The organism is Jiangella mangrovi, assembly GCF_014204975.1.
Lineage (GTDB): Bacteria > Actinomycetota > Actinomycetes > Jiangellales > Jiangellaceae > Jiangella > Jiangella mangrovi.
In genome coordinates this window covers 2681561-2694339 of record NZ_JACHMM010000001.1, presented here as the reverse complement: position 1 = coordinate 2694339, position 12779 = coordinate 2681561, and the positions used below count along the sequence as shown (strand labels likewise).

Below are 12779 nucleotides of genomic sequence, written 5' to 3'. Positions count from 1 at the left end.
AAGGAAACCGCCACCATGTCCAAGCGCATCGACGTCGGCGATCTGAACGTCTACTACGGCAGCTTCCTGGCCGTCGAGGGCGTGTCGATGGCCATCGAACCCCGCTCGGTCACGGCCTTCATCGGGCCGTCCGGCTGCGGCAAGTCCACCTTCATCCGCACCCTCAACCGCATGCACGAGGTCATCCCCGGCGCGCGGGTGCAGGGCAAGGTCCTGCTCGACGGCGAGGACCTCTACGGGTCCAACGTCGACCCCGTCACGGTCCGGCGCCAGGTCGGCATGGTCTTCCAGCGGCCCAACCCGTTCCCGACCATGTCCATCCGCGACAACGTGCTGGCCGGCATCAAGCTCAACAGCAGCCGCATGAGCAAGAGCCAGGCCAACGAGACCGTCGAGAAGTCGCTGCAGGGCGCGAACCTGTGGAACGAGGTCAAGGACCGCCTCGACAAGCCGGGCTCCGGCCTCTCGGGCGGTCAGCAGCAGCGCCTGTGCATCGCCCGCGCCATCGCCATCCAGCCCGACGTCCTGCTGATGGACGAGCCCTGCTCGGCGCTCGACCCCATCTCGACGCTGGCCATCGAGGATCTCATCGGCGAGCTGAAGCAGAGCTACACGATCGTCATCGTCACCCACAACATGCAGCAGGCCGCCCGGGTCAGCGACCGCACCGCGTTCTTCAACATCGCGGGCACCGGCAAACCCGGCAAGCTGATCGAGATGGACGACACCACGAAGATCTTCACCAACCCCAGCGTGAAGGCCACCGAGGACTACGTCTCCGGCCGCTTCGGCTGACGAGGCACCACCCGGCACGCGACCGCGCCCGCCACGAGCTCCTCGTGGCGGGCGCGACGCGTTCTAGCCCCGGCCCACGCCCGACGTCAGCGCGGCACGCCGGATGGCCCCGGCCTCACGTGCGTCGACGAGACCATCGGCCAGCAGCTGGTCCAGGACCTCCTCGACGTGGCGCACGAACGCCCCGGCGGACTCCCACTCCCCGTCGTCGTCGATGAGGTCGTTGATCGTGCAGCCGTCGGCGGCGGCCCGGTTCGGCACGCCGCTGTCGACGCTGCCGACCACCACCGTCGCCCGGGCGTCGGGTTGCGGGCAGGTGGCGTCGACCGCCGCGATCCAGACGTCGCGGAACTCGACGTCGGAGCCGTCGTGGTGGTTCTGGAAGCCGATGTGCCCCTCGAGCGCCCGGCTCCCGTCACCGGTGTAGGTGTTCACGAGCTCGCCGTTCAGCCAGACGGTGTAGGTCTGCCCGACCGCGCGGATCTCGTAGGTGTTCCACTCCCCGATCGGGTTCGCCAGGACGTCGGTGATGGTGGCGAAGTTGTAGATCGAGCCGGTCTTCTGCGGGTCGCCGCCGCCCGGGTCGTCGTGGACCTGCGCCTCGTAGCCCCGCACGCTGTCGTCGGGCTGGCGGACCCAGGGGCCCTCCCAGTCCAGCGGCGCCGGGAAGCGCAGGAACACCCCGGAGTTGTCGGAGGCGTTGTTCATCCGGTACTCCAGCCTCAGGTGGAAGTCGCCGAAGGCCTGCGGCGTGTACCAGAGCAGGCCGCCGGAGCCCCGGCTCAGCAGCGTGCAGTCCGACGTCACGGTGAACGACCCGTTGCCCACCATCTCCCAGTCCTCCAGCGTCTTCCCGTCCCACAGGGCGGTGAAGCCGTCGGCCGGCTCGGGGTCGGGGCAGACCTGCGGCTCGGACTCGGCCAGCTCGAACCGGTCGAACGCGACGTCGACGACGGGGATGGCCGGGTCGCCGTTGCCGCCGGACAGCGCCAGCACGCCGACGTTCCAGGTCGCCGCGCCCAGGCCGTAGGGCCGGCCCACGGGCAGCCAGCTCTCGCCGTCGGCCGAGTACTCCGCCGTCACCTCGAGTCCGTCGCTGACCAGCCGCAGCTCGAAGGTGTCCGGGAAGTCCGCCTGCAGCGCGACGTAGTCGGCCGAGGTGTTGCGCTCCTGCCCGCCGGCGACGGTGAAGAAGGACATCCGCCGGGTGCCATCGGGCCGGGCCATGACGACGAGCTTCGCGAAGTCCGCGTCGCCGCCGTGCAGCACCAGCCCGGCCTGCTGGAACGCCGTCCCCACGTCGGCGGTGACCCGCGTGGTGGCGGTCCAGCCGTCCTCGGGCGCCGGCCGCATGACGAGGTTCGTCGCGTCGGCCTGGGCCGAGGTCAGCTCGCCGTGCGCCGTCGGCAGCACCAGGCTCCCGTCGGCCACGTGGTAACCGGCCGGGTCGTGGCGCACGATCGAGGACCAGCAGGACAGGTCCAGGGCGTCGCCGTCGAACTCGTCGACACCCCCGTCCGCGCACGGCGGCGCCGGCACGCTGACGCCGTCGCCGTTGAAGCGCACCCAGTCCAGTGCGAGCAGGTCCGCGGTGACACCCTCGTTGCGGAAGACCAGGTAGACGTCGAACGTCTCGCCGGGGTCGACAAGGTCCGTCGTCCGCTCGACGACGGTGTCCGCGCTGCCGGTGACCGGCACGTCCACCGAGCCCAGTAGCTCGCCGCCGGGGGCGTCGCGACGCACCTCGACGGTGCCGCCGTGGGCCGACGCGGAGGCGCCGACGGTGAGCGACTCGATGTTGGCCAGGTGGACGGTGTCGAACCGGATCCAGTCGCCGTGCGAGATGCTGCCCACCCGGGCCCGGGCGCTGGCCAGCGGCCGCTCGAACACCTGGACCCCCTCGGCGGCGGAGAAGTGCTCGGCCTCGCGCCGCTTCGGGTTGAGCCGGACCGAGTCGCCGCCGGTCAGCGGCTCGACCCCGGGCGCGCCGGCGTCGGTGAAGCTCGACTCCAGCACGTAGTAGAGGTTGGTCTCCTGCCCGTGCCCGCCGTCGGTGATGGTCGGGACGGTCCCGGTGCAGTGCGGGTAGTTGTCCAGCGGGTGCGCGTGCTGGTCGTGTCCCAGCAGCGCCCCGACGGTGACGGCGCCGCACTCGATCTCGCCACCGGCGATGCTGCCGTCCTCGGCGTCGTCGACCGTGACGTCGTAGGCGACCTCGTCGCCCCAGTCGAAGAAGCCGCCGTGCGGCGGCCAGCTGAACGCGACCTCGGGCCGGGTGTTGCCGGCGGCGATCCGCACCGCGGCCACCGAGCTGCGGTCGCGGCTGTCGGTGACGGTGAGCAGCGCGGTGTAGTTGCCCGCCTCGGTGTACGTGTGTGACGGGTTCGGCTCGTCCGAGGTGGCGCCGTCGCCGAAGGACCAGTGGTAGGTCATCGGCAGCCCCGCGGAGTGCTCCGTGCCCTCGCTGGAGAACTCGACGGTGAGCGGGAGCTGCCCCGACGTCGGAGTGCCGGCCGCCTTCGGGGTCGGCGGCCGGTCGCCGCCCACGTAGTCGATGCGGTAGATGCCGGCGCCGTCGTTGACGTCGCCGCGCCCGGCGCCGCTGCCGGAGCCGAAGTCGATGACGTACATCGAGCCGTCCGGGCCGAACGCCGCATCGAACGGGCCGCGGAACGTCGTCGAGCCGAAGACCGGGTTGATCGAGAGCAGGTCGCCGGACTCCTCGGCCCGCGTGATCGTCTTGTACCAGTTCCGGGAGTACTCGAAGACGAACCACGTGCCGTCGTAGTACTCGGGGAACTTGGTGTCGGACTCCAGGTCCGGGTCGTAGTCGTAGACCGGGCCGCTCATCGGGGCCGCGCCGCCGCTGCCCAGCTCCGGGAACTGCGGTGACGTCGCGTAGCTGTACCAGACGTAGGCCTCCTGCACCGGCGGCAGCTGCTGCAGCCCGGTGTTGTGCGGCGAGTCGTTGACCGGGCCGCCGGCGCAGTCGAACGGCTCGCCGGACTGGCCGGTGGCGAAGTCGTAGTCGATGTAGGGGATGTTGTTCCCGACGCAGTGCGGCCAGCCGTAGTTGCCCGCCTCGCTGACGACGTTCCACTCGACGATGCCCTCGGGCCCGCGGGCCGGGTTCGGCTGGGTGGCGTCCGGCCCGTAGTCGGCGACCAGGACGTCACCGGTCTGCTGGTCGACGGTGATGCGGAACGGGTTGCGGAAGCCCATCGCGAAGATCTCCGGGCGGGTCCTGTCCTCGGTGTCGTCGGACTCCGGGAACAGGTTGCCCTCGGGGATCGTGTAGCCGCCGTCGTCGGTCGGCTGGATCCGGATCACCTTGCCGCGCAGGTCGTTGGTGTTGGCCGACGTCGCCTGCGCGTCCCAGGCGGCCCGGCCCTCGCGCTCGTCGATCGGCGCGTAGTTGTTCGACTGCGAGAAGTCGGTGTTGTCGCCCATCGACGCGTACAGCGTGCCGTCGGGGCCGAACTCCACCGCCCCGCCCATGTGCACGTTCGCCAGGCCGACGTCGCGCCAGGTCGGGAAGTCCAGCAGCCGGCTCTCGGACTCCATGTCCAGCTGCGACGTCTCGAAGTCGAACGTGAACCGCGAGATGTTGATCCGCGCGACCTCGGGGTCGGAGTACATCGCGTACAGCCAGCCGTTCGTCGCGAAGTCCGGGTCGAGGGCGAACCCCGTCAGGCCGTCGGAGTGCCGCGCCGTGCTCAGGCCCAGCTCCAGGTCACCGGCGGTGGTGACCTCGAGCGTCGTCTGGTCGATCAGCCGGAACTGCCCGGTGCGCTGGATGTACATGACCCGGCGGTCCGGCAGCACCTCCAGCTCGAACGGGTCGGCCAGCTCGTCGGTGAGCTGCGTGACGGCGAAGCTCTCGTCGTCGGTGGCGCCGCAGTCTCCGGGCTCCGCGCCGGCCGCCCAGCTCAGGCCGCCGAGCAGGTGCCCGGCGAACTCGGGTTCCGCGAACGCGGCGGCGTCGTGCCCGCCGGCGGTGTACCAGGAGCGGCCCCCGTCGTACACCTGGCACCACGAGAACGGGTGGTTGAGCCCGGAGTCCAGGCCGGGGATGCCGTCGCGCAGCTTCAGCTCGGCCAGCACGTGCACGTCGCCGGTCGGGTCCGGCGCCAGGTTGACCCAGCCCTCCGAGCGCTCCCACAGCTGCGGCAGGTCGCGGGTCGACGGGTGCACCCGGTCCAGCACCTCGATGCGGCCGGGGTGGGTGCCGGTCTCGCCGACGTCCGCGTGGCCGGTGACCGTCGTGCCGACCAGGCCGGCGTACCAGTCCCAGCCAGGCTCGGACTGCGCCGCGGAGTGCAGCCCGACGTAGCCGCCGCCGGCCTGGATGTAGCGGGTGAACGCGGCCCGCTCCTCCTCGCCGAGCAGCGCGGCGTCCGCCGTCGACGACGTGTTGTTGAAGACGACGACGTCGAAGCCGGCCAGCCCCTCGTCGGTGAACAGCGCGGTGGAGTCGTCGGCCACCACCTCGAAGTCGTGCTCGGCGCCGAGGTCCTGGATGAGCTCCGTGCCGGCGGCGGCCGACTCGTGCGGCTCCCCGGTGACCTTGGTGAAGACGAGGGCGCGGAACCGCGGGTCCTCGGCCGCGGCCGCCGTCGGCGGGGACTCCGCGGCCAGTGCCACCGGTGGGACGCCGGCGGCGGTGAGTGCCAGGGCGCTGGCGCACAGGGTTGCGAGCAGGCTGGATCGGCGCATTCGGGACTCCGTCCATGCGGGGGTCAGGACGTACGGAAAGCGCTTACCGCGATCAAGAGTGTCGGTGCCGGGTGCCTCCTGTCAAGACATGCGCCGCCTGGCGTGCGCCCCCGGCCACCCCGCCCATGATCATCAAGGATCGACCACGTCATAGCGCGGCCGATCCTTGATGATCATGGAGAAGGTCGGCTCAACGGCGCCGCAGAAACCGACCTTCCCCATGATCAACAGTGAGCGGCCAGCGGAACAGGAGCACGGCGGGTCTGAGGGCCGGGTCCATTCCGGGGAGGGGGCGCTGGTGCTGTGAAAGGCGAGGGCGCGGCGGCGCGGGTCAAGTCAAGCGCCCCCACCACAGCGGCGAAGCAACCACAACCGCGTGCAGACTTGAGGCGCGCCGCCGCGCCCTCGACAATCGAGACAGCAGGGCCCGACCCACGTCAGCACCCCACCGCCGAGCGTGGACGCGTCAGAGGGAGCGCAGGCCCGGCAGCAGATGCAGGAGCCCGTAGCAGATCGCCGCCGCCAGCCCGGCCATCGGGATGGTCAGCACCCAGGCGGTGACGATGTTCCCGGCGACACCCCAGCGCACGGCCGAGAGCCGCTTCGTCGAGCCCACGCCGATGACGGCGGACGTGATGGTCTGGGTGGTCGAGATCGGCGCGTGGTAGGCGAACGCCGTCGTGTACAGGACGCTGGCCGCGACCGACTCGGCCGCGAAGCCCATGGGCGGGTCGAGGTGGACGATGCGCCGGCCCAGCGTCCGCATGATCCGCCAGCCGCCGGCGTACGTGCCCGCGGCGAGCGCCGTCGCCGCCAGCACGATGACCCACCACTGCACCTCGAAGCCGGTCTGGTACTGCCCGACGACCAGGGCGAGCGTGATGACGCCCATGGTCTTCTGCGCGTCCTGCAGGCCGTGCCCCAGCGCCATGGCCGCGGCGCTGAACGTCTGTGCCATGCGGAAGCCGCGGTTGACCCGGCCGGGGTTGGCCCGCCGGAAGATCCACTGGATCGCCAGCATGACCAGGAACGCGAGGAGGAACCCCACGATCGGCGAGAGCACCATCGGGATGACGACCTTCTCGAAGATCCCCATCCACTGCACCGTGTTCGCCGACGCGATGGCCGCGCCGACGAGGCCGCCGATGAGCGCGTGCGACGAGGACGACGGCAGCCCGAACCACCAGGTGATGAGGTTCCAGACGATGGCGCCGACCAGGGCCGCGAGCACGACGAGCAGTCCGCTGTCGCCCGTCGGCGCCACGATGATGCCGGAGCCGACGGTCTCGGCCACGCCGGTGCCGAGGAAGGCGCCAATGAGGTTCATCGACGCGGCCATGAGCAGCGCCGCGCGGGGCGTCAGCGCGCGGGTCGACACCGAGGTCGCGATGGCGTTGGCGGCGTCATGGAACCCGTTGGTGTAGTCGAACGACAGCGCGACGACGATCACCGTCAGGATGAGCGCGAGCTCCACTCGCTCACGACTCCTTGATGGCGATCTGTTCGACGATGTTCGCGACCGTCTCGAACCCGTCGACGGCGGACTCGAGGGTGTCGACGACGTCCTTGAGCTTGTGCACCGTCAGCGCGTCGTACTCGCCGGAGAAGATCCGCGCGAGCAGCCGCCGGTAGACCTGGTCGGCCTGGTTCTCCAGCCGGTTGACCTCGATCCAGTAGTCGGTCAGCTCCGACGCCGACCGCAGCCGCGGCATCGCCTCGGCGGTCAGCTCGGCCGCGCGGTCGAGGACGTCGACCATGTCGCCCACGCCCGACGGCAGGTCGCCCACGCGGTACAGCACCATGAGGTCCACCGCGGCGTCGACGTCGTCGAGGACGTCGTCGAGCGCACTGGCCAGCCGGTAGATGTCCTCGCGGTCGAACGGCGTGACGAACGTGGAGTTGACCCGCCGGATGATGTCGTGGGTGTGCTCGTCGCCCTGGTGTTCGACCTCTTTGAGCGCGACGGCGAGCGCTGCCCGGTCCGCGTCGGACGCGAGCGCCTCGGACAGCAGCCGAACGCCGTCGCGCAGGTTGTGTGCGTCGGCGGCGAACAGGTCGAAGAAGGCGTTGTCTCGCGGAGAAAAGCGCACGAAACTCCTCAGTCGGACGTAGGCGAACGCTCGAATGCTAAACGGTGAACAGTCTGTGACGCGTCACACGCACCCCTGTTCACCAGTGGATCTTCAGCCGCGCCAGCGGTTCAGGTCGGTGAAGGAGTAGTCGGCGGGCCACCAACCGGCTCCGAAGGAGTCGAAGACCAGCGCCGCACCGCACACCAGGATGAACAGCGCCCCGAGCACCACCCAGGCGAGATCGCGCGAGCGGTCCAGCGGCGCCAGCATGGACCGGATGCCGTGGCGGCTGCGCACCGTCCCGGGCCCCCGCCAGATGAGCCACGTCGCCACGACCGCCGCTCCGATGGACGGCGTCCGCGCCCCGCCGGCGTCGAGCAGGTCGAGGATGCCGCCCACCAGCGCGGCACCCACGGCCGCCACCAGCAGCTGGGCCAGGCACGGGACGGCCGCGGCGAGCACGTCCCACGGCGCGGCCAGGGCCGCCACGACCGAGTCGTTGCGCTGGGCGCCGCGCGCCTCGCGCCGCTCGAACAGCCGCCTTTGGATGCGCCAGACGATGCGGCCGGTCAGCAGGATCATGAGGGCTGCGACGGCGCCCGCGTACGGCGCGGATGCGATGAGGAAGAACAGCAGCAGCCCGCCCAGTCCGATGGCCACCCGCGACCGCCAGCTGCCCGGGGCGATCGACTCTCCACCCGGGCGCGGCGGCGGCACGGCCAGCGGCGACGGCTTCGGCGGCTGCTGGGGCTGGTGCTGGCGGGCCCGCTGCTCGCGGTTGCGCTGCTCGTAGCCGGGCAGTGGCGGCGGGAACCCCTGCCGCAACGGCGGCTGGACGCGAGTGGGCGCGACGTAGGCCGGCGGGGTGGGCGGCTCGGCCAGCGGGGGCGGCGGGACGGGCGCGATGACGGCGGTGTCGTCGAGGGCCGGCGCCAATCGCGCGGCGGGGCCGGCAGGCGCGGCGACGGTGGGGGCGGCGTGCGGCGGGACGGCGACGGTCGGAGCGGTGACGGCGGGCGGCGTGGCGACCGTCGGCGGCTCGACCGGGCCGATCGAGCGCATGACGCCGTCGACGCCCGGCCGGCGGGCCGGATCGGGGTGCAGGGCCGCGTCGAGCACCGTCGCCAGCCAGGGCGCGACGCCGGTGAGGTCGTGCTCGCCGCGCCGGATGCGGTCGACGAGGGCGAGGTCGGGGCCGCTGCCGTAGGGCGCGCGGCCGGTGGCGGCGTAGGTCAGCGTGGCCGCCCACGCGTGGACGTCGGTCGCCGAGGTCGGGTCGCGGCCGAGGATGGTCTCAGGGGCGAAGTAGCCGGGCGTGCCGGAGATCAGGCCGGTGGCGGTGAGCCGGGTGTCGTCGGTGGCGTGCGCGATGCCGAAGTCGATGAGCACCGGCCCGCCCGGCGCCAGCATGACGTTGCCGGGCTTGATGTCGCGGTGCACGACGCCGGCCGCGTGCACCGAGGTCAGCGCCTCGAGCAGGCCGTGCGCCAGGATCTTCAGGTCGCCGTCGGCCAGCGGTCCGTGCTCGGCCACCCACGTGCTCAAGGGGACGCCGTCGACGAACCGGGTGACGATGTAGGGCGGGTCCGCCGCCACGTCGGCGTCGAGGACCTCGGCCACCCGCGCGCCGCGGACCCGGGTGAGCGTGGTGACCTCGCGCTCGAACCGGCGCCGGCCGTCGGTGCCTCCGACGAGCCACGGCCGGAGGGTCTTGACCGCCACCGGCCGCCCGTCGGGAGCCGTCGCCAGATAGACCACCCCCATGCCGCCCTCACCGATCTGCCGGAGCACTCGGTATGGGCCGATGTGGGTGAGTTCGGCCGGCCTCGCATCCACAGGTAGACGGTAACCGACGACGGCCTGGTGAGGCATTCGCGAGCCACGCCGGGCGAGCACCACGCCAACGGGCCTGCGGCGTGCTTTGCTATGACCCAACACGATCACTATGGATCATGGGGGTGCGGCCGGGCCGAAGGGACCGGCCTCGGGGAGGACCGGCGATGGGCAGCCAGGGCCAGGCGACGGCTCAGCACGACACCACCGACGTGCCGTCCCGGCTGCCGCGCATGCGCCGGCCGGGCTCGGCCGAGACCCCGACCCCGGCGGGTGACCCCGCCAGTGGCCGGACCAACCGCACCAGCCGCCTCGACCACCTCGCCCGCGAGCTGCACGCCGCGGGGCGCCAGGGCCGCACGTCGTCCTGGCTGGCCGAGCGGCTCGGCGTCTCCGCCCGCACCGTCAAGCGCGACGTCATCGCGCTGCAGCAGTCGGGCGTGCCGATCCGGGCCTCCAGCGGGCCGCAGGGCGGCTACGTCATCGACCAGACCGGGCAGCGCTCGCTGAGCCTCACGCCCGACGAGGCGCTGGCCATCGTCATCGGGCTGCAGTCCGTGCCCGACCAGCCCTACGCCGCCGCCGCGTCGTCCGCCGCCGCGAAGGTGCTGCGGGCTGTCGCCACCGACCGCCGGGCCGACGTCACCGCCGTCGCCGACCGCATCTGGATCCGTCCGGGCGAGCCGGTGCCGCCGCACGACGACGCCGTCCGCACCGCCCTCACCGACGCCATCCGCGACCACCGCGTCGTCCTGCTCGACTACGCGCCCGCCGACGGTCCGGCCATCACCGAGCAGGTCGAGCCGCTGGGGTTCGCGCACTCGCGCGGCGTCTGGTTCTTCCTCGCGTGGAGCCGCGAGACCGACACCGGGCGCTGGTTCCAGCTCGACCACGTGTCGGCCGCGCAGCCCACGCACGAGACCTTCGACCCGCGCGACGTGCGCGAGATCTTCCGCCCCGGCCCGATCGAGGACGCCGCTGCGGAGGACTAGTGGGGGCTCAGTCGCGGCGGCGGGGCGGGGCGAACGGCCACTCCTCGAACCAGGTGCAGCGCCCGCCGTCGTCCAGGCGGACGATCCACAGGTCGCGGTACTCCTGCCTCACGGGGTCGCCGTACCAGACCTCGGCCCGCACGACCGCGGTGTCGCCGTCGACCGCGACCACCTCGGTGTCCATGCGGAACACCTCTTCAGGGCCGGCCCGCTCGGCCTCCCACATGCGCCCGATCGCCGGCAGGCCGACGACGGGGTCGCGGTAGGGACCCTGCGAGTAGCTCGCGCCGTCGGCGAACAGGTCGCCGAGCGCCTCGACGCCGGGCGTGCGCCACGCGAGCTCGTAGGCCTCGATCCACGCTTCGACCCGTGCTCTGTCCATGGCCGCCAGCCTGGCACGTCTCAGACCGTCACGGCGGTTCGTGCCTCGCCCACGACGTCGGCCACGCGCACGACCGTCGCGAACCGGCCGGCCAGGGCATACTCGGTCCGCGTCAGGACGTCGGCCACCTGGAGCGTGCGCGGGTCGGCGACGATCTCGGCGTTGTCGCGCCCGGCCGGCGCCTCCGGGTGCTCGATCGGGTTGGTCGCCGTCGCGTCGATCACGAACGTCACCCGGTAGCCGAGGTCACTGGCCAGGCGGGCGGTGGTCTCGCAGCACTGCTCGGTCCTGATGCCGCTGACCACCACCTCGCGGATACCCCGCTCGGTCAGCAGCTGCTGCAGGTTGGTGGTGGTGAACGCGTTGTGCGAGGTCTTGGTCAGCACCGGCTCGCCGGGCGCGGGGTCCAGACCGGGCTGCAGCCGGACATGCCCCAGCTCGGGATCGAAGACGGTGCCGGTGCCGGGCTCGCTGTGCAGGACCCAGACGACCAGGTCGCCGTTCGCGCGGGCGTGCCCGACCAACGCGGCCGCCTTCCCCGCGACGTCGGGGTCGGAGATCAGCTCCCAGCTGGCCCGCTGCCGGAACGACTCCTGGATGTCGATGACGAGAAGTGCTCTGCTCATGTCACCGATGCTGCGCCGCCCGGCTGCCGTTGCCCAGGCGCGATCGCGCCGACCTACCTCCACATCCCGTCACCGCCCCGCCCTCCCCCATCCGAGTTGACGCTTCTATGTCAAGCTGCTGATGGTTGGCAGGTCGTGGGTGGGATGTCGTGGCGGAGTGCGCGGTGGATGACGTTGGTGAGGTGGCGTTTGAGCACTCGTATCGCGCCGCGTTTGCCCTTCGTGTCCTGGTGTTTGGCGATCAATGCTTGAGCCGGGCGGTGGCTTCGGGCTTGGGTTCTGGCGATGGTGTGGAGGGCTCTGTTCAGGCGTCGGTTGCCGCCGCGGTCCAGGCGGTGTCGTTCGGTGTCGGAGCTCCAGACCGGGATCGGGGCGGTGCCGGCCAGGCGGGCCAGCGCGGCGCCGTTGCGGATGCGGGTGGGGTCGCCGAGCTCGGCCAGGATGGTTGCTGCCACGACGGGCCCGACGCCGGGGATGGCGAGCAGGTTCGGGCAGACGCGGCGGGTGTGTTCGCCTAGTTCGCGGGTGAGTTCGTTGATGTCGCTGGTGAGGGTCTCGAGGCGGTGGCAGTTGGCCAGCAGTACTCGCCGCAGCGGGGTGTCGGGGAACTCCTCGAGCCGGGCGGCCAGCTCGCGGGGCGCCTTGAGGGTGGTCAGCGTCGTCGGTTCCAGGCCCGGGGCGAGTTGGTGCAGCCGCCAGCGCATGGTGTTGATCAGCCGGGTCCGTTCGCCGACCAGCTGGTCGCGGTGCTCGACCAGCGGCGCCAGCTGTGCGCCGGGGTCGTCGACACGGTGGGTGGCCAGGTAGCGGGCGTTGTCCGGGTTCAGTGCGGCCTTGGCGACGGCGAGCGCGTCGAGCGGGTCGGACTTGCCCCGCGGGCCGGTGTGGTGGCGTTCGGCGACCATCAACCGGACCGGCACCCACACCACCACCTGCCCGGCCGCAACCAGCGCCGACGCCAGGCGCCGCGCCAGGGCGCGGCCGTCCTCGATCGCCCACGTCACCGCCCGGCCGGCGGCGCGCCGCCCGGCCCAGGCCAGCAGTTTCGCGACCGAAGACGGATCATCGTCGACGGTCAGCGGCGTCCCGACCCGCCGGCCCGCTTCGTCGATGATCACCGCGGTGTGGGTCTGCTTGTGCGGGTCGATCCCCACTGTCACCATGAGGTGTCCGTTTCTGCTCGCAAGCCTGTGACGGGCAACGTGTCGCGAGGACCCGGACCGGGTGGACATACCTCTCTTGGGGCCGTGAACCCCAGGCTTCTATCAAGTCACTCCCGGCCGGGCCCTCGCCCCCTTGTGAGCACCATGGACAGGTCAACACCAAGCCACCGGCCACCAGCCGGGACAGATCATGGATGAGT

9 protein-coding genes are annotated in these 12779 nt (G+C 71.8%); 2 read left to right on the top strand and 7 right to left on the bottom strand.

The window, feature by feature from the left end:
- The first annotated feature begins 15 nt into the window (after positions 1-15).
- Complete coding sequence (pstB, locus tag HD601_RS12540) at positions 16-795, top strand: phosphate ABC transporter ATP-binding protein PstB (RefSeq protein WP_184822338.1); 780 nt, start codon at positions 16-18, stop codon at positions 793-795.
- Positions 796-858: 63 nt separating this feature from the next.
- Here pstB and HD601_RS12535 read toward each other — a convergent pair whose 3' ends face one another.
- The 4 genes from HD601_RS12535 to HD601_RS12520 form a co-directional block, all read right to left on the bottom strand.
- Positions 859-5511: a ThuA domain-containing protein gene (locus HD601_RS12535; RefSeq protein ID WP_184822336.1), complete on the bottom strand. Its 4653-nt coding sequence runs from the start codon at positions 5509-5511 to the stop codon at positions 859-861.
- 466 nt (positions 5512-5977) lie between these two features.
- On the bottom strand, positions 5978-6985 hold the full coding sequence (locus HD601_RS12530; RefSeq protein WP_184822334.1) for an inorganic phosphate transporter: 1008 nt from the start codon (positions 6983-6985) through the stop codon (positions 5978-5980).
- A gap of 4 nt (positions 6986-6989) precedes the next feature.
- Positions 6990-7601 (bottom strand): DUF47 family protein, encoded by a 612-nt coding sequence (locus HD601_RS12525; RefSeq protein WP_184822332.1) that lies wholly within the window; start codon positions 7599-7601, stop codon positions 6990-6992.
- A gap of 93 nt (positions 7602-7694) precedes the next feature.
- Positions 7695-9419, bottom strand: a complete 1725-nt coding sequence (locus HD601_RS12520; RefSeq protein WP_184822330.1) for a protein kinase domain-containing protein — start codon at positions 9417-9419, stop codon at positions 7695-7697.
- Positions 9420-9583: 164 nt separating this feature from the next.
- Here HD601_RS12520 and HD601_RS12515 point away from each other — a divergent pair, with 164 nt between their 5' ends.
- Positions 9584-10408 carry a helix-turn-helix transcriptional regulator gene (locus HD601_RS12515; protein ID WP_184822328.1) on the top strand — a complete coding sequence of 275 codons (825 nt, stop codon included), beginning with the start codon at positions 9584-9586 and terminating at the stop codon, positions 10406-10408.
- Positions 10409-10415: 7 nt separating this feature from the next.
- On the opposite strand, the gene HD601_RS12510 is transcribed toward HD601_RS12515, so the two are convergent.
- The 3 genes from HD601_RS12510 to HD601_RS12500 form a co-directional block, all read right to left on the bottom strand.
- Complete coding sequence (locus tag HD601_RS12510) at positions 10416-10790, bottom strand: nuclear transport factor 2 family protein (RefSeq protein WP_184822326.1); 375 nt, start codon at positions 10788-10790, stop codon at positions 10416-10418.
- A 20-nt stretch (positions 10791-10810) separates the two neighbouring features.
- A complete protein-coding gene (locus tag HD601_RS12505) occupies positions 10811-11416 on the bottom strand; it encodes an isochorismatase family protein (RefSeq protein WP_184822324.1) in 606 nt (201 codons plus the stop codon).
- Between the two features lie 110 nt (positions 11417-11526).
- Positions 11527-12579 carry an IS110 family RNA-guided transposase gene (locus HD601_RS12500; RefSeq protein ID WP_184822322.1) on the bottom strand — a complete coding sequence of 351 codons (1053 nt, stop codon included), beginning with the start codon at positions 12577-12579 and terminating at the stop codon, positions 11527-11529.
- Positions 12580-12779: the final 200 nt, after the last annotated feature.